The 18,650-nt window shown below is 52.8% G+C and carries 13 protein-coding genes and 2 pseudogenes; 4 read left to right on the top strand and 11 right to left on the bottom strand.

From position 1 onward, the window contains the following. Positions 1-10: 10 nt before the first annotated feature. From KB890_RS03520 to KB890_RS03535, 4 genes are all read right to left on the bottom strand, one after another. The gene (locus tag KB890_RS03520; protein WP_022631460.1) at positions 11-1,276 is read right to left on the bottom strand and encodes a Y-family DNA polymerase; all 1,266 of its coding nucleotides are present in this window, start codon (positions 1,274-1,276) and stop codon (positions 11-13) included. A gap of 1 nt (position 1,277) precedes the next feature. After that, a complete protein-coding gene (locus KB890_RS03525; protein ID WP_022631461.1) occupies positions 1,278-1,697 on the bottom strand; it encodes a translesion error-prone DNA polymerase V autoproteolytic subunit in 420 nt (139 codons plus the stop codon). Between the two features lie 78 nt (positions 1,698-1,775). After that, complete coding sequence (gene ltrA, locus KB890_RS03530) at positions 1,776-3,263, bottom strand: group II intron reverse transcriptase/maturase (protein ID WP_004178082.1); 1,488 nt, start codon at positions 3,261-3,263, stop codon at positions 1,776-1,778. A gap of 513 nt (positions 3,264-3,776) precedes the next feature. Further along, positions 3,777-4,481, bottom strand: coding sequence for an IS6-like element IS26 family transposase (locus tag KB890_RS03535; protein WP_004217321.1), 705 nt, complete (start codon positions 4,479-4,481; stop codon positions 3,777-3,779). Positions 4,482-4,541: 60 nt separating this feature from the next. On the opposite strand from KB890_RS03535, the pseudogene KB890_RS03540 reads away from it, so the two are divergent. From KB890_RS03540 to KB890_RS03550, 3 genes and pseudogenes are all read left to right on the top strand, one after another. Continuing rightward, positions 4,542-4,859 (top strand): annotated as a pseudogene (locus KB890_RS03540) (phage tail protein); the annotation flags it as partial. Between the two features lie 76 nt (positions 4,860-4,935). Further along, on the top strand, positions 4,936-7,104 hold the full coding sequence (locus KB890_RS27510) for a hypothetical protein (RefSeq protein WP_022631467.1): 2,169 nt from the start codon (positions 4,936-4,938) through the stop codon (positions 7,102-7,104). A gap of 9 nt (positions 7,105-7,113) precedes the next feature. Next, on the top strand, positions 7,114-7,830 hold the full coding sequence (locus tag KB890_RS03550) for a hypothetical protein (protein WP_125482810.1): 717 nt from the start codon (positions 7,114-7,116) through the stop codon (positions 7,828-7,830). A 47-nt stretch (positions 7,831-7,877) separates the two neighbouring features. Here KB890_RS03550 and KB890_RS03555 read toward each other — a convergent pair whose 3' ends face one another. Both KB890_RS03555 and KB890_RS03560 read right to left on the bottom strand, forming a co-directional pair. After that, complete coding sequence (locus KB890_RS03555; RefSeq protein ID WP_223336175.1) at positions 7,878-8,630, bottom strand: hypothetical protein; 753 nt, start codon at positions 8,628-8,630, stop codon at positions 7,878-7,880. A 14-nt stretch (positions 8,631-8,644) separates the two neighbouring features. Then, entirely contained in the window at positions 8,645-10,510 is a 1,866-nt protein-coding gene (locus tag KB890_RS03560; RefSeq protein WP_227647514.1) for a hypothetical protein, read from the bottom strand. Positions 10,511-10,691: 181 nt separating this feature from the next. Here KB890_RS03560 and KB890_RS03565 point away from each other — a divergent pair, with 181 nt between their 5' ends. Next, entirely contained in the window at positions 10,692-11,396 is a 705-nt protein-coding gene (locus tag KB890_RS03565; protein ID WP_001067855.1) for an IS6-like element IS26 family transposase, read from the top strand. Positions 11,397-11,450: 54 nt separating this feature from the next. On the opposite strand, the pseudogene KB890_RS03570 reads toward KB890_RS03565, so the two are convergent. The 5 genes and pseudogenes from KB890_RS03570 to KB890_RS03590 all read right to left on the bottom strand — a co-directional run. Then, positions 11,451-14,216, bottom strand: a pseudogene (locus KB890_RS03570) (host specificity factor TipJ family phage tail protein); the annotation flags it as partial. After that, positions 14,213-14,593: a hypothetical protein gene (locus KB890_RS03575; RefSeq protein ID WP_022631469.1), complete on the bottom strand. Its 381-nt coding sequence runs from the start codon at positions 14,591-14,593 to the stop codon at positions 14,213-14,215. The gene KB890_RS03575 and the pseudogene KB890_RS03570, both read right to left, overlap by 4 nt. 9 nt (positions 14,594-14,602) lie before the next feature. Then, the gene (locus tag KB890_RS03580) at positions 14,603-15,085 is read right to left on the bottom strand and encodes a DUF1833 family protein (RefSeq protein ID WP_022631470.1); all 483 of its coding nucleotides are present in this window, start codon (positions 15,083-15,085) and stop codon (positions 14,603-14,605) included. A gap of 180 nt (positions 15,086-15,265) precedes the next feature. Then, a complete protein-coding gene (locus KB890_RS03585) occupies positions 15,266-15,730 on the bottom strand; it encodes a hypothetical protein (protein ID WP_004190622.1) in 465 nt (154 codons plus the stop codon). Continuing rightward, the gene (locus tag KB890_RS03590; protein ID WP_022631471.1) at positions 15,730-18,630 is read right to left on the bottom strand and encodes a phage tail length tape measure family protein; all 2,901 of its coding nucleotides are present in this window, start codon (positions 18,628-18,630) and stop codon (positions 15,730-15,732) included. Before KB890_RS03590 ends, KB890_RS03585 begins: the two co-directional genes overlap by 1 nt. Positions 18,631-18,650: the final 20 nt, after the last annotated feature.

Here is an 18,650-nt window from a genome sequence, read left to right on the forward strand (position 1 = left end):
TAAGGCTGGGTCACCTGACTTTGAGCAGGTCACAGAACCTCGTAGTATAGCGCGGGGAGAGCATTTCTCGTTTCATCTGCCAGGCGGTCTGGAACCCCTGACCTGCAAAATACAGCGTCCCCTTTCCATCCTTCGCGTTGAGTTGATCGAGTACTTCCATCAATTTCTCGCTGTTCTTCCGTGGCGCGTTATCATCGAAGAGGTTGAGCTGCGCTATGCCCTGGCTGTAGAAATCTCCCAGCATTACTCCTGCTTTCTGGTAACGATGCCCGTCTCGCCAGATTACATCGAGACATTTTGTCGCCGCGGTGATGATGTCCCGGCTATCCTGGGTCGGTGTAAGAAGCTTTACTGATGCACTGTTCCCGTAATACGGCTCGTTCAGCGCGAAAGGACTCGTTTTGATAAATGCGGAGATACATCGGCAATACTGATGCTCGCCACGGAGTTTCTCCGCTGCACGTGAGGCGTAGCTGCAGATTGCCTGCCTCATCTCATGGTATTCAGTGATACGGCCGCCGAACGAACGGCTGCACACGATTTCCTGCTTTACTGGTGCGAACTCCTCCAGTCCGAGGCATGGTTCGCCACGCAGCTCCCGCACGGTTCGCTCCAACACAACGTTGAAGTGTTTCCGGATAAAACGGATATCGGTATCAGCCAGTTGAAGCACTGTTTTAATGCCCATAGCCTCCAGTTTTTTACTGATGCGGCGCCCGACTCCCCAGACCTCATCCACCGGCAGCAAAGCCATCAACTTCCTCTGTCTTTCCAGATTAGACAGATCCACCACTCCTCCGGTCTGTCGCTGCCACTGTTTCGCAGCGTGATTGGCCAGCTTTGCCAGGGTTTTAGTCTGGGCTATGCCGACGCCGACCGTGAGGTGCGTCCTGCGCAGAACCGTCTCGCGAATTTCTCTGCCAAAATCGGTAAGATCGCGACAGTTACGAACACCAGTAAGATCGCAAAAAGCCTCATCAATGCTGTAAATTTCGCACCGTGGGGAGAGTTCCTCCAGCGTTGTCATCACCCGGTTGGACATATCGGCATAAAGCTCATAGTTGCTACTAAACGCGATAATACCGTGCCGGCGAAACATGTCCTTTTGCTTGAAATAAGGCTCGCCCATTTTGACGAAGGGCTTCGCCTCTTGCGAACGGGCGATCACACAGCCGTCATTGTTTGACAGAACGACCACCGGCCGCCCCTTCAGGTCAGGACGGAAAACAGTTTCGCAGGATGCGTAAAATGAGTTCACATCACAAAGCGCAAACATCTTAGCCAGCTGATTTAATGATGTACGTAACCACCCCGAACACGTCGAGAGTATCCTCACTACCGACGACAATTGGCGAATATGCAGGGTTCATTGGGTTAAGCTGAACCCGCGGATGTAGCTGCAGCTTCTTAACGGTAAATTCCCCATCAATAGCAGCAATAACGATGTCGCCATGAACTGCTGTCCTTGAGCTATCCACAACCAGAAGATCCCCTTCCCCTATGCCGGCGTCTTTCATGCTGTCGCCGGCGGCTTTGACAAAATACGTCGCACTGGGGTGATTGATTAGTAACTCATTCAGGTCTATGCGTTGCTCAACGTAATCCTGTGCTGGACTGGGAAAGCCGCACTGCACAAGGTCACTGAACAACGGGAGCAGCATGATCTGGCGTAACTCAACGGGCGTGTAGAACAGCATAATAAACTCGCTCACAAAATGTCGCGGTAGGGATACCCGTTACCGGATACCCCCCGCACAGATCCCGGCGTGCGCGATTTACGCACCGGGCTCCTGCCTCGGGTGTCTGGCGGTGAACCGCTCCACAGGCCATGGATGAAGAACCCGAACCCTTGGTAGCCATGCGGCTGCCAGTTTGTTTGCTTTCGTCCAGGTCGTATCATCCTTCTGGCTCCTGCGCCTGAGCGCCCGGCGCCAGAGGTTTGTTACGTGTGTCCTGAACTTCTGCATGGTGGGGAAGTTGCCCGGTACCGAGTGATAGTTCAGGTATCCCTGAACCACTCTCCTGAGCCATTTTCCCTGTTCGGGGATTGAGTAATGCCAGCGCCTTCGCAGACCGTCTTTGATGGCTTTCAGAGTTGCCGTCATCCGATCCCGGCGGGTCTTTCGTATCAGCATGAACCTGCCGTTGCGATCTTTCCCGCTGATGTGCGTGAACCCGAGGAAGTTGAACGTTTCTGGTTTGCCTTTTCCCCTGATGGCACGGTTTTCGGCAGCGAAGCGGCCGAACTCCATCAGACGGGTTTTCTCCGGGTGAACCGTGAGTCCGAACTCCCTCAGTCTGCGCTGCATGGCTATACGGAAGCGCCGGGCATCGTATCGTTTGTCGAACCCGATGACGATGTCATCGGCGTATCTGACCATTACCACATTGCCTGTGGCATAGCGACGTCGCCACTGATGCGCCCACAGATCGAAGACGTAGTGGAGGTATATGTTTGCCAGCAGCGGTGAGATGACCGCACCCTGTGGGGTGCCTTCCTCCGTTGCTCGCCATTGACCCTCCTCCGACGTCCCGGCTGTGAGCCACTTACGTATGAGCCTGATTACCCTCCGGTCGCCGATCCGATGCTCTGTGAACCTGATCAGCCATTCGTGGCTCACCCTGTCGAAGAACTGACTGATGTCGGCATCCAGTACCCAGTTTACGTTAGTGCGTACCAGCCCTGTGGCCAGTGCGTCCAGTGCATCGTGCTGGCTTCGCCCGGGTCTGAACCCGTATGAGAACCCCATAAAGTCGTTTTCATAGACTGCGTTCAGGATTTTCACCAGCGCATACTGGACGATCTTGTCCTCCAGCGAGGCGATGCCGAGCGGGCGTTGTTTTCCATCCGCTTTTGGGATGTAGTGACGCCTGCCGGGCTGCGCCCTGTAGCTGCCCTGATGTAGCCTCCGGTGCAGATCTGTTATGTTGTTCTTCATGTTTCCGGCGTAGTCCATCCACCTGATGCCATCCACTCCGGCGGCCGCTTTCCTGCTCAGGGAGAGGAATGCGGCTTCCAGTGCTTCGACTGTCAGCAGGTGGAACAATGCTGTAAACCGTTCTTTCTTCCGCTGCTTCGCAGCTTCCCGCACGCGTGACAGCCTCTGTGACATGCTTTCCCGGCTCTGTGTCCGGCGCATGTGTGGCTGTTCCGCGTTCCCCTTGGCCCCGCTCCTTCGCTCCACTGACTCCGCTCCTTTCGGGTTGTTCGCCTGCTTCGCCGCTACTATGAGCGAGTCCGACTTCTCCTCTCCGTACATCACCGGCTATGACTCCTCGTCTTCCCGGTGCGGGCCATCTCCGACACTGGCAGATGGTCAGAGGGGAGATCTCCCGGTTCCCGCGTAGAGATCGTATTGACATGCCAGGGTCTCAGACCCCGCCGGGTCCATGTGGCACTCGCAGTATCGCACCCTATGATGTTGCCTTCCGTTAACAGTACAACGTCGGCACCCGGTAATTTAATATACATTTCGTGGCTCAATGGCTGGCCTGTCAACACCCCTGTCAACGCTTCGCCCCATACCTCGCGGTATGCAACGCATGACTCGGGGACCTTGTGGATTGCTGGTCCTTCAATGGTCGGGGACTTTCACCCCTTGATCTCTAACCGGTCTCCCGGCGCACACTGTTTTTATATACAGTAGTTTTATTCGCTAATCTGATCAATAGAGGTTTTAACTATCAATCAGGAACACAGAGGGGGAAACCAGTCACCTTTGAGGGCACTGTTGCAAAGTTAGCGATGAGGCAGCCTTTTGTCTTATTCAAAGGCCTTACATTTCAAAAACTCTGCTTACCAGGCGCATTTCGCCCAGGGGATCACCATAATAAAATGCTGAGGCCTGGCCTTTGCGTAGTGCACGCATCACCTCAATACCTTTGATGGTGGCGTAAGCCGTCTTCATGGATTTAAATCCCAGCGTGGCGCCGATTATCCGTTTCAGTTTGCCATGATCGCATTCAATCACGTTGTTCCGGTACTTAATCTGTCGGTGTTCAACGTCAGACGGGCACCGGCCTTCGCGTTTGAGCAGAGCAAGCGCGCGACCATAGGCGGGCGCTTTATCCGTGTTGATGAATCGCGGGATCTGCCACTTCTTCACGTTGTTGAGGATTTTACCCAGAAACCGGTATGCAGCTTTGCTGTTACGACGGGAGGAGAGATAAAAATCGACAGTGCGGCCCCGGCTGTCGACGGCCCGGTACAGATACGCCCAGCGGCCATTGACCTTCACGTAGGTTTCATCCATGTGCCACGGGCAAAGATCGGAAGGGTTACGCCAGTACCAGCGCAGCCGTTTTTCCATTTCAGGCGCATAACGCTGAACCCAGCGGTAAATCGTGGAGTGATCGACATTCACTCCGCGTTCAGCCAGCATCTCCTGCAGCTCACGGTAACTGATGCCGTATTTGCAGTACCAGCGTACGGCCCACCGAATGATGTCACGCTGAAAATGCCGGCCTTTGAATGGGTTCATGTGCAGCTCCATCAGCAAAAGGGGATGATAAGTTTATCACCACCGACTATTTGCAACAGTGCCTTTGAAAACCCCCGCGCGCTGATCCGCTATCAGGATGGCTCTGCATCCGGGCTGATGGTGGCGAGCAGGGTGGGCGATTTTCAGCTGTCAGTCCCGCACCTGAGCGAGTTTGATGACCCGATGAAGGTTGACCTGTCGTCGGCAACCATCGAGCCGATCCGCCTGGTTTTCTGCGGCTCAACGCGCCACGTCTACGACGCCATTGTAGAGGAGATCGCCCCGCAGTCTGACGGAACATGCCAGGTCACCGCTAAAGAATACCTCGAATCGTTCTATGCCTACGACGACGCTACATACCCCGGCGACGTCGCGTAATACCAAAAATTCCCCTAATTAACTCTTTTCGCTCAAACCCTCGTTTGGGCGAAGCCTCTTTTTGGAGCAAAAAAACATGGCCTTTAACCCGGAGCTGGGGAGCACGTCTCCCGCTGTGTTGCTCGATAACGCCGAGCGTCTGGATAAGCTGGTCAATGGGCCCGAGCTGACTGAACCAGATCGCGCTGGCGTTGAGCTGGATACCTGGCGCGGAATGATGGCGAAAAACGATGAGATCAGGCAGAACCTGATCCCGCTCAGTAAGCAGTACGCGACGCTGGCGGCTGCCCAGGCGGACATCGTGAATATCCCGGAGGGCTCTACGACGTATTACCGTAGCCCTGATGACAGCGCTCTTGCGGTTGAGGTGATGAACGTTGGCGGGACGCTGCAGCCTACCGGGCGGAAAATGCCTTCACAGGGTGATATTGACAATCTAACTTCGATTGTTCAAATAATTAACTCGCTATTTTCAAAATATGCGCCTGCTGGATTTTCTTTAACGTTTAATGATGATACTGGTAATTTCAGTGTCGCAATAAAAGACGATGGGACTCTCGCTGCCGGAGCCGTTGAAACGAATCAGATTACATCATCTATTGCGAGACTCAATACGATTGTATCAACCCTTATATCTGCGGAAGGCGATCGACCAACTATGGACAGTGCTTTTGCAGTTGAATTTCACGATGCGCTTTACAATATTTGTGTCGCTATCGATTCTACGGGGCGCCTTCTGGCCGGTGGCGCGACAATTCAGAATTTGACTGCTGGCGTGAACCTTAATTTACCAGATGGGAGCTATTTTTCGCTCGGTGGGGTGCAGGGCTTCAAGTTGTCTCTGGCAGATATCTATCAGCAATTATGTTTTGCAATAAAAGACGATGGCACTCTTGCTGCTGGGAATACAGAACTGAATTCACTGTCTGTATCGGGAGATACATCACTCGGCGATGTAACGTCAACGTCAATTATTACTGGGGAAATAAAATCGCCGTCAGTTTTTAATAATGGTGAAAGTAAAACCCTGAAATTTAAGTTCTTGTCTGACATAATCCACATACTTAGTTTTGGCCAGTCGTTGTCAACTGGGGTAAATGGCACTCCAGTCCAAACAATTGATGAACTGTATAACGCAGTGAAGTTTAATGGCGGTGTACGCGCTCAGGATGGCGGAGAAGACCCTGCAATCACACACGCGAGTTTTCTGCCTTACACTGAGACAATACAGGACACAGGAAATGGCACTGGTTATGAGACGCCAGTCGCAGGCTGTATCAAAATGATATATGACCTGACGGTTCAGGAAAATCATGGGTTTTCTCTCAGTGACATGGCAATTCTTGGTTCCGCCCCTGGGCAGGGAGGGAAAACAATAGGGCAGTTAAGCAATACGGCTGGCATTTATATGCCAAGAGTGCGCAACGACATATCTTACGGGCTGGCGTTGTCTCAGTCATCAGGGAAAACATACTCTCCCGAGGCTGTTATGTGGATTCAGGGAGAAACAGATCAAAGTAACGGGACAACTAAAGATGCATATATTGATTATTATGACAGGATGGTTTCTAAAATTAATGAGTATGCATCTGAAGTCATGGGTGAAAAAAGGGAATTGCCGTGGTTTACGTATCAATTTAGTTCATGGATTAACAGGGCACCGAACAATGCATACCCAACTATCCCGATGGCATTACTCGAACTTGCGAAAACCAGAGATGACACAGTGATGGTATGCCCGATGTATATTTTCGATTATTACGATGATGCGCACCTGACAGGACCAGGATACAAAGAATTCGGGGCGTATATGGGTATTGCAATTAAGAGAACAATATTTGACGGCATTCCATTTGAACCGCTCTGGCCGATATCCCATATTCGGCAGGGTCGGGTAATAAACATCAAATTCAACCCAGTGGGAAAACTGGTTTTAGATACGTCGTTTGTGTCCGATCCGGGAAACTTCGGCTTCAGCATAGTTGACAGTGATGGCGCTGAGATTGCGATAACATCTGTCTCAGTCAGATTTGACACTGTTTCTGTTGTGGCGGCATCGGATGTTACAGATGGTGCAAAACTACGTTATGCGTTTATTGGCGGGACCCATGGTCAAAAGCCAGATCGTACTCAGGGTCCTCGCGGCTGCCTCAGGGACTCCCAGGGGGATACGATTATTTTCGACCCAGACGGATTAAATCGCCGGATGGATAATTATTGCACAATGTTTGAAATTGAGATTTGAGAGGGTGTCATGGCAGGATTGGGATTTAATATTGCTGGTGCAGTCTGGGATTCACGTAATGTGATCGGGAGTATTTACCCGCTGCCGTCAATTGCAACAATAACTCTGTACGGTTCAGGTGGGCCTACACCGGTACTTGGTTCCACGCCGTCCGTCATTAATACACCGATAATTAATGCTAATTCGTTTATCGGTAATTCAATGGGGGGTGGGTATGACACTGGCGTATCTGATAGCGTGACAAAAACGCTGATGTTGCTATGTAAGCCATCAACAGCGGGGACAGGCAAATCGAAGGGGATTGGGACATACACCGGCTCTGGGTCGCCAATCGGGGACACGTTAATTTTTGATTCAACAACTAATCGCATTAGTTCAATTGCCGGAGCCAGTAGTGGATTCGTTCAGGATCTCGTCAACGCAGAAATTTACGACGGAAAATTTTATGTCGTATTTGCGGATTTCGCTCTGTATAAAACACAAATTTTTGCTTGCAAGGAAGGTGGTCTCATTGCCGGGCCCGGTGTAGGTTTAACTACTCGCGCAGTCCCAGATAAAACCATCCGCATTGCCAGAACGTACGAATCTGCGGACACGTCAGGAAATGCCGATATTGAAATTGCCGCATCAGGCATCTGGTCTGGAGCGCTTTTAACGAGTGAGCAGAAATTACAGATGCGTAACGCACTGGTCAGTCGTCTTGGGGGGATTATCGCAATAGGTTAACGTTAATGTAGTAAGACGGCTGTCATACTACTGACAGCCGTCACCGCTTAGAAAATCAATGATGGATACTTCGCCTGTATGCAACGGAGTAAATAGTCATGAACAGTAATTTTCTCAGCATCAGATAATACGCGATCGAAAACCATATAAGCCCCAAGTCGGCTGTTTGCAGAGGTTGATCCCCAGTATGTAACTCCGCCCTTACCGATACGAAGGGGGGCCGGGGCTCGCTCACGACCTGCTGCCAGGGTGAGGGACGCTGAAACATTGTTGGTCATGTCGGTCAGCCTGGTGGTCTGGCCGTCAAGGGTAAGACAAAGAAGCATCGGCTTTGTTTTATTAAATGCGCTCAGAGTTGCGCGCGCGGTTCCGTAAGTGTCATTGTCCGTGTAGTGGATACCCTGCATGGCGGCTAGCGCACCAGCTTCATCTACAATCACAGATACACCAGGAGGTGTAGATGCAGCTGTTCCCGAAAAGCTTCCTGCGATAATTCGTTGCGTCGAGTCATTATTCGGATCAAAGAGCAAAAACCAGGTTTGTTGGGCGGCATCATTAATTCCCAGGTTCAAATGTGCCACATTCGCGTTATTTGAGAACTGAACAAAGGGCGAGTCGGTGATAAACGTCGGGGTGCCAACTACAGTGGGTCCGCCTTCCCCCGGCATAAGGTTTTTACCAATCCCTGTATAAGTAAATATTTCAGCCCGGCGGAGAGATGTTGTATCAAAACCTGGCGAATATTCGTCAGGGTCTGAAACAGACGAAAACGCATTATTAGTGAAAAGAGTAATACCCATATTTATTCGCTCCGCTATACAGTTGTCTCGATAATTTGTGCCCATGCCCAGTTTTCCAGCGGGTATGGTTTGTCTACAAGTTCAGGAATATTTTCGTCCGCATATTGGCCGCTGCCTGCGGTATACACGTAATTTTCAGTTGCCAGGAATGGATCGCTGTCCTTGAGGCAGCCATTCCCGTTATGTGATGTTTTATCTGCGTACCAGATTTTGATTGTCCCGGAGACACGTCTGGAGAATGTCAGTTTTACCACAGTGTCGGCGACAATCTCTGCAGCAGTAACGTCCAGCGCTCCATTTGCATCAGTCGCCCGATACCCTTTATCAGCATACGTTTTAGCTGTTCGCCCATCATATGGTGTCCCCCACTGCAGTGGCGGATACGGAACTGCATAGTTAAGGAGTGCATAATCATCCTGAACTTCAACGCCTGTGCAGTGTAACGGCTCCCATCCCTCACCAAGAACCAGAACCCTGAACATGACCTTGCCGAAAAACATGTCCATCCAGCGATAACCATTACTGGTCAGGTGCCCGCTATCCTTATTGGGGAATGGATACGATGGGCAGACGCCATAGATGTTCCCACCCTCCGTTGCCATATCCAGCTGCGCCATGCCGATCGCCAGCTCATAGGTATCAATGGTGTAAGTGCCGCCAGTCTGATAGGTGAACATCGCAGGCGGTCTCTGTCCTGCGCAAAAATCGGCAATCACATCGCTATAAAGTTGACGCACCTTCGCTTTATAGCCCTCCCGCGTATAGTCCCCGCCGTACCCAGGGTTGTAATTCCACTCTCCCTGCAGGAAACAGAAAGCACCGATGCCGAATGTCTTGCTTTCGCCATCCGCGATGGCCTTTATTTTAGACACAGCTTCACGAATGCGATTATACAGCTCCGGATCGGCCCCCCTGGACAGCGCCTCAACGGTCCTACCGTTGACTCCACAACTTGCCAGAACAAGCAGGCGAGAAGGGTCGGTTAGCAATGCTACCTGACGAAGAAACAGCGTGCGCAGCATGTTAACCGCAGCAACGGCCCCTTCACCCTCATTACCCGACCCGGCAGGCAGTGCAGCAACATCGGCATCGCTCATCACATAAGACCCGTCACCTGACTGAACGACGGCCTTTAGCGGGTTGAGGATGGCTGACCCCACCGGGGTGAATCCTGCCCCTGTCCGGGTATTTGGTCGAGGTGAGTTTCCCAGCATCAGATTGCCCAGATTGCTGTACGGCGTTTTGCTGAGCGCAGGGTAACCTTCCTGGTTGGTGGAAAGAGACTGCCCGTACCAGATGATCATCGACAGAGTGAACACCAGTCGCTCTATGTCAGCGTTATACCGACTGCGAACTTTACTGTAATAGTTCAGGTTTTCCGCGTTCAGAATGTTAATTCTGTCCTGCAGCGTTATACCACCACCGCTACCGCCGCCGACCAGATTCCCGCTCGCATCAATAATTGTTTTAGACCGGCCAAGAAAATCAGAGACCTTTAAAAACTCAGGACCTGTAATATCAATTCGAGAGCCACCTGAGTTAAAATTAAGGCCATTGCCTGATACCATTGCCGCATCTGTGCCGAACGAACCATCTCGCGCAGCGCGCAAACTCCTTGGTGCCACAGTCCCATATTCATCAACTAATACGACGCGTTGACCGAGAATATTTTCGATATATATTCCATTGTCATCAGATACGGTCAGAGAATAGCCCTCCAGTTCAATGCCATCTGGTTTAATAATCGTTTTTGCAGTCCCGAATTCACCTGATGTCAGGGCATAAAACTGGCGATACCCGAGGATGTCAACGAGCTGGAAAATTAGGTTTGTGGTTTCAACATGCTTAAGTAAATCATCAACGGTTTTCTGTGACGGCATTTTCCGCCCGGTAGGCTGCAGCGTCCCGGCGTTGTTAATAACCTCAACCGCAAGAGCGCTGTCATCAGGGCTACGGTAATACGTGGTAGAGCCTACCGGAATATTAGCGATGTCCGCCGGCACTGTTGCAAATAGTCGGTGGTGATAAACTTATCATCCCCTTTTGCTGATGGAGCTGCACATGAACCCATTCAAAGGCCGGCATTTTCAGCGTGACATCATTCTGTGGGCCGTACGCTGGTACTGCAAATACGGCATCAGTTACCGTGAGCTGCAGGAGATGCTGGCTGAACGCGGAGTGAATGTCGATCACTCCACGATTTACCGCTGGGTTCAGCGTTATGCGCCTGAAATGGAAAAACGGCTGCGCTGGTACTGGCGTAACCCTTCCGATCTTTGCCCGTGGCACATGGATGAAACCTACGTGAAGGTCAATGGCCGCTGGGCGTATCTGTACCGGGCCGTCGACAGCCGGGGCCGCACTGTCGATTTTTATCTCTCCTCCCGTCGTAACAGCAAAGCTGCATACCGGTTTCTGGGTAAAATCCTCAACAACGTGAAGAAGTGGCAGATCCCGCGATTCATCAACACGGATAAAGCGCCCGCCTATGGTCGCGCGCTTGCTCTGCTCAAACGCGAAGGCCGGTGCCCGTCTGACGTTGAACACCGACAGATTAAGTACCGGAACAACGTGATTGAATGCGATCATGGCAAACTGAAACGGATAATCGGCGCCACGCTGGGATTTAAATCCATGAAGACGGCTTACGCCACCATCAAAGGTATTGAGGTGATGCGTGCACTACGCAAAGGCCAGGCCTCAGCATTTTATTATGGTGATCCCCTGGGCGAAATGCGCCTGGTAAGCAGAGTTTTTGAAATGTAAGGCCTTTGAATAAGACAAAAGGCTGCCTCATCGCTAACTTTGCAACAGTGCCTTTTCAAACGACCAGTCCAGCGGCTCCGTGACGGTGAACGTTGTCACGCCACCCGCCGTTGTCATCGCCTCCACCAGACAGGAAATCGTGTTGTTACCCGGAATATCATCCGTGAGCACGATGCGATCGCCCAGGTTGTAGCACAGCGCGTCCAGCTCGGTAGTGGTCTGGAACGTCACCCGCTGCTGCAGGTATTTCATCAGGCGACGCATACCGATCTGGTAGGCGTGATCCTGAGTCAGTACCCCATCAAGTTTGTAGTTCTCGATTTTCACCGGCGTGGGATTGTCCGGCGTCCGGCATTTAACGGTCTCCTCTGCCCAGGTAGTCCCGTTGATGTACGTCACGTCGACACCATCAAAATCATCGTCGGACGGTACGGTAAATCCGCTCTGCAGCTCCTCCACCATCTCATGCGGAGTGATCACGCCAGTCCAGGGCTTAATCCCTTCCCTGTTTACCGTCGCCAGGCCATCGCTCAACAGGAAGCGGGACTTCCCGGCATTGGCTATCTTCTGCAGCATTTCCAGCGCTGAGATACTGTCGCCCGTGGCGAAATCGAAATTTTCGCCCCGTGGCGTCCAGTACGCGGATTCCAGCGCGTTGATGGTGTCGACATCCATTTCCAGCCCAAGAGAGTTCGCGACATGCAGCAGCGCTCCCGAAATGGTTCTGGCCGTTCCGGTTTCATAGGCCCGAGTGGCCACAACGTTTACGCGTTTATCTGACTGCGCCGCCAGCTTCCCGCCCATCTCAACGGTCGCTGCCATCAGCGAAACGCCGGGATAGGATGAAGGGCGCGTCAGCAGTCGCCCGCGCAGTGCCTGCCAGTACATCGAATCCCTGGCGTTGTTTGAGCCCTGCTCATTGCGCCGGCGACAGCGAACCTCTACCAGCCCTGGTGAGCTGAGGGTGATCCGCTCAGTGAATCCCAGCCCGTTGACGTTTTTCAGCGCATACTCTCCCTGGTGACTCACCCACCCCGATCCGGAACCGTAGACGCGATACTGAATCTCCCACTCAACATGCCGAAGCCGCTTTTTCCCTTTGCTGTCAAAGCCACAGATGCCGTTCGGGAAAGAGAAATTCACCTCGAACGCATCCACCACTTCATTTTCAGGGCATACGAGGAACGGCCCCAGCCAGCTCAGCGTGTCGTTAAGGCCAGAAGCCTCATAGTCGATCATCGTGCGGGCGGTGAATCCCGGCCATGACTCATCAACGGCACCATTAACCAGGCGCGCCACTGTCGCCGTTGTGCCGTCGGCCGAGACAATCCGGTACTCATTCCCGCGGTGAGCAAGTGAAAGCCGTTGCACCCCCTCTGGCATGCCGGAAAAGGCCGTTCCCGTGGCGCTGTTATAGGCAAGCGTCACATTCGCCGTTACCGCCGGGCTGCCGCCGGTTGATGCCGTGCCGGAGGTGTAAACCGGGGCATCACCGAAAACAGCTGCAGGCAGTGAAGAGGACGTGATCGCCCCACCCGCGAACGGACTGGCCGACTCGGTTATCAGTACGGTGCCGCCGTTGTCCTGCGCAACCAGGCCGGAGCCAGTGAGTCCCTCGGTGATGGCCGCCAGCAGTCCCGACATCGAGACGTAGTTAGCCACTAGCGACACCGGGTAGGTAACCCCCTGCCAGGTGATCGTGAACGTGCTGGAGCTGGTCGAAAAATCGTAGGTGGTCGGGGGCGCACTGGCCTGGACTTTTGCCGCACTCCCCCCGGTGCCGGGCACTGCAGCCTGACCGGGGGTATATGACGCGATAAACAGATCGTAATCGACAGAGTTAAACCCCAGCGTCACCGGCATACCTACTACCGGCGAGATCTCCGTCAGCAGCGGGCTTGCGATAACGCTGTATCCGGCCGCCGTGGTGATCTGGTAGTTCGCCGGGGCTTTAAGTTCGACCACGGCGCCAGCGACCCAGCTGGGTGGCAGTGCGTTATCGTTATCGTTATCGTCATTATCGTCATCATCATCCGTATCCAGCCCCGTAAACGTCACGCTCGATCCGGAGACGGTCATGCTGTCTGCGATAATGTCGTCTGCGTCCGGCGACGTCTGGGCCATATCCAGCCCGGTGCCGGATGACGTCCCGCCCACTTCGGTGGAGTTGACCCAGTTTTCGCTGCGCTCATCACCGGAAACGTCCGCGCCTGGCGGGTAATGGGTGCTGCTGAATCCCGGTAGCGTTGAAGCTGGCGTACTGCCAACCCGGATATCGCCATTGGTATAAATCAGATCACCGACACCGAGACACAGCAGCATCTGGACGCGCATTTTCGTAGGATCGGCGGCATCAAACCGGGTAACCGGCTGCACCACATAATCAGGGTAGATACGCACCCGGCCAAATACCTCACGAATGGCATCACCGAGTTTTGCGGAATTCGCCTTTGCCGGGTTAAGGTCGAGACTCCGCCCTGTGGATGAGGTATAGCCGCCCGTATCGATGGTGCTCATCATAAACAGCGAATAGGCTGCAGCGGCAACGGAGATACCGACGCCGATCCACGCGATTGTGGCGGCCTCCAGCCCGAAGGGAACCGGATAAAGCCTGACATCACTATCAGGGCGAATCACACACTTAGCCCACTCGCCTGGCGGAATTAACAGCCCCCCAACCTCAACGGTCAGCGGTGGGACATCCCGATCCTCGTAGCCTTCAACATTTGCTACCAGCCAGCTGCGAATACTGGTTACACCATGCTCATGCGTTTCGAGTGGTTCACCGGGAAGCCGGGACGGGTAAAAACGAATGGTCATCGCCAGAACTCCACTTTGACAAATCGACGCTTAAACCGCGGCAAGGGCAGAAAGGTGACGTTCGTGCCTGGGTTGCATTCCGCCACATGCAGCAGGCCACCGATACTGACCACGATCCCTACGTGGGTGACGGTCGACCCGGAATAGCAGGCCACCCCGGCCCCTTCGCAGGGTTCACAACGTTTCAGCGAAAGCATCAGCTTTCTCGCTTCCCGGTCGAGGCCCCCGCCGTCTTTGGTGACCCCTGCAAAATCGGGCCATTCGGGTAAATTCAGGTCGCGGCGTATCTCATTCACAATGCCGAAACAGTCGAGTTGCGGGTATACGCGCCCGCCCTTCAGCCAGGTGACTGAACGGTATTTATCAGGGTTAAACATTGGGATTCCTTAGCTGATATAACGCAGTCCGGGGAATACAGGGAGCGTGTAGCGGTATCGCGGCCAGGCGGTATCGAGGATATTCATGTAGCCCGCAGTGATCTGCACCTCTGTCGCCGTCCAGGAGCCCGACTTGATTTTCAGCGTATACGGCACTTCCGCAGGGGCCGCTAAATCCGTGGAGATATAACGCCGGTACGTCAGAAATGCAGACAGACGGTTAGCCAGGGCATTGCGGATCGCCGTGGACACAACGCCGTCGATATTGCACAAGGCAAATTTGAGGTCCTGCGTGCCGTCCGCATTGCGCGCCGGCAGCGCAATGTCTATCGCACAGGCGGTAAACGTTACGGTATCGCCGTTCTCCGTCGTTGCCGTAATACCCTCGTAGCCCTGGCACAGATAATGGACGTCAGAACCAATGGTGATCTGCAGCGTCTCAATGATCACCTCCGGCCCGCTGCTGGCGTACAGGCGGTTGAGTATTGTCATGATTTTTACCCAATAAAAAAGGCCACCCGAAGGTGACCTTAAAAATTGGTGTCGAATGTGGGTGTACCCTCACCGGCAGGATCGCTATTCCGCGCTTTATTTCACGCTCCGGCTACGGAGCGGCATGAAGGACTTTCCCACAAATCGACACAAGTGATTATGAAGGAGAAACGGTTTTAATCAAGCCTTCGGCCACTCCTTATTCAGCGCAATATCCAGCAACGAACTTCCGACGATCCATTCCGGGTAATTACCCCATGGGGCAGGAGCAAGGGGGCGTTCCCATAATTCAAGCGTCGCTGTGTACTTCCAGTAAATCGGGGCCACCAGCACCGGTCCCTGATAAATATCTGTAAAGCGGCATTTGTAAAACTTAATGCCTGCCGGCGTCTGCAGCTTCATCATGAACCATGCAGCCCCGTCAGATAACGCATCACGGAACCAGGACTCAAACGCCAGTCCCTGCGCATCGGTTTCCATAAACCAGGTGATGCTGGCCTGCGTCGGTGTGGACGTATAAGCTCGCCTTTGCCGCGCGCGGCCGGTAGTTAACTGGGTTCGTTTTAACGGGCTTACAGGCTGGAATCCGTATCCTTCCTGTAATGGCATCGGAAGACTGTCATGCGGGTAGTAGATATCAGTCATCACTCTAACCCTCTGCCTGAATATTTACTGCGCATTGCCTTACCAACTTTCCCATCTCCCCTCAACAATTGCGCAGCAACCTGATCCAGGGCTTCCGTTGTCGCCCGCTTCTGCGTTTGAGCCATGGAGAGAGCCATCTGATCAGGTGTCACACCGGGCGGCGTATGGAAATGTTGCTCAATGGGAGCATGGATGGTGGTCTTGCTGCTGTTATCGCTGTTAACGTTCTGCACACCAGTACCAAACCCTGTACGCCCCAGAGTTGCATCAAGCGGTTGGCCATTTCGAAGTGCCTCAAGCTGAGACACGCCGATCCGGTTCGTTGATGCCTGGTCGAAGACGTACTCTCCTTTGTGAACAATACCCGCTGGCTGATACTTACCACCGGGGCCGGTGTAACCGCCGGAGGCGAAACCAACGCCTGAAACAGCCTGAATATTTGAGACGATACTGGCGGTCTGCGCAGCGATTGAGGCCATAGCGATGATGTTGGCCGGATAAGGCGCGCTTACTGCACCGCTTGCTATAGCCTGCTGGATTTTCACCATCGAGTCCGCGATAGCGAATGCCTTGCTCGCAGCAAAAGCGACCTTGTAGATTGCCGATTGCTCACCAAACCCCGTTCGCATGATGTCGGCGGTACTGTCAAACAAGGACTGCGTGGCCGCAGATATGATGGTGTTTTTCTGAGCCTCTATGACCTGATTTGCATCCGCCGCACGTTGACGAATAGAGGTCATTCTGGCCTCACCCTCGGCAGTTATTTCACCGGCCTTCGCATAAGCTTCCTCCTGAGCTGCCAGCCAGCGCTGGAGCTCTTGCTGAGCCTGGTCATATTCATTGATTTGCCCCTGCATCCCCTCAAAAGTTCCAGAGAGTCGCCCTCCTGTTGGTGTCAGGTTTCCTACAACATTACGAACCGTCGAGGGCAGCTGCATATCGGTGTTTTGATAAATATCTGCCCGTGTTTTTTCATATTCACCGGGTTTTAGTTGCCCGGTTGCTTTGGCCTTCTCCAGCAGTTCAAGACGGGTTTTAAGCAGATCGTTGGTCCGCTCATCCTTCGTCTTTACCTGTTCCTGCATCTTCCGGTAATCGTCCAGGGTTTTTACGGAATTTTGCAGTGCCTCCTGCTGCTTATACGCCTGGAGGATTTCATCTGAACGGGAAAGAATCGACTTCTGGTCGGCTGTGAGCTGCGTTTTAGACTTGAGGTCAGCAATTTGCTGTTCGAACTTTACCCGCGCCTGGGTTGCGCTGTTAAGCTTGTCACTGGCATCCAGCTGGGACTGCAAGGCAGCTGTCTGCTGGTTTATTTGATCAAGCAGCCGGGTTGCCGCGTCCTCGGTATATGCTTTACCCTTTGGCGTCTTGGGTGATTTCGGGTCTTTGTACAGCTCGTTAATACGAGAAACATTTTTTGCATATTGCTCTGCAGTAATTGCACCTGCCTTCAGGAACTCGCTTTGCTGCTTAATAGCTTTATTGCGCTTATCCGCATTGCTCAAATATTGCTGGTTAACGCGATCTGCTTCCTGCTGCGTTTTAATTCTTTGCTGTTCGGCTTCCTTAGCCTTCGCCTGTCCTTTGGTTACATCCCCCTGAAGATTGGCAACTGATTCGAGCAAATCTCTCTGTTTTATCATCTCCGGGAGGTTGGTAAACCTCGCGCTAAAACTGTTCCAGAACCCACCATCTTTTTGCCCTTTTTGGGCTTCAGCAATATTTTCGTTTAAGGTGGAAAGTTTATCCGTTAGTGTTTGTTCGCGCCCAATATTGAGCATCGCATCCCAGGCACCCTTGGCCGTTTTACCCAGCGAGTCCCAAGCACGTTCAAGAATCCCCAAATTCTGATGAATATCGTTCGCACGCTGCTGCATGGCATTGGCGTAAGCATCAGTAGCCACCCGTGCAGCATCCTGCTGATTACCTTCATCCTGCAGTGCTTTAATCTGGTTGTAGGTTGCCAGTGTCAGAAAGTGGTACTGGTCGTTAAGTTTGGTAATGGCTGCAACCGGGTCAGCAGCAATGTCGTTGAAATCACCAACCAGCTTATCGGTAGCAATGCCCGTCGCCTCGCTAGTCTTAACAATGGCGGTTGTCACGCGCTCCAATGAGTCGCCAGCTACTTTACCGGATGACACCAACTGATTCAGCGTTGAAGCTGCTGCACCGGTTGTGGAGTTAGCTGCGACCGATACACGGGCCGCCATATCTGCCAGTTGACCGGAAGTTTTGCCTACCAAATTACCAGTGAGAACGAGAGACTTATAAAATTCGTCCTGCTCCTGAGTGCCTTTGTAATAGGCCAGACCAAGAAAACCGACCGCCGCAGCTGCAAGAGTGAAAGGGTTAACCAACCCCATAACATAGGTACTCACACCCTTAATTGCCGGGCCAATACTACCAAACATATCTTTTAACTGCCCGCCCTGCTGCATAAGCACCATAAACGGTGACTGACCTGTAGATAAGCCGACAATAATGTCGGTCATCTGCGCTGGGATCATGCGCATGGCAAAGGCAGTCTGTGCGGCTGATTGGCCGGTTTTGCCAAGGTCGTCACGAAATCCAGTTAGCCTGTTTCGTGTTTCCTCGATTTTCTTTGAATAAAGATCGAATGTATCGGCATCTACCATCCCCTTTGATTTGAATTTTGCAAGATCCTGCTGCTGTTTATCCAGTTTGTTCAGGGCGGCGTTTACCGGGTCGATGCGATCTAAGAGTTCAGAAAGAGACTGTTTTTCTTCATCAGTGGCCTTTGTCACCTTCACTGCGCTGGTGGCAGCACGTTCACCTGCCTGCGTCATTTTTACCAGTGCAGTTGCGAGATTATCAGCCTGTTTTTCTGCCCCGGAGCTATCAATAACAATGGCCAGGCGGGAGGTTTGTTCAGTCATTTGGCGATCTCCGGGCAATA

Origin of the sequence: Klebsiella sp. P1954, assembly GCF_018199955.1 — a bacterium.
Classification (GTDB): domain Bacteria; phylum Pseudomonadota; class Gammaproteobacteria; order Enterobacterales; family Enterobacteriaceae; genus Klebsiella; species Klebsiella pneumoniae.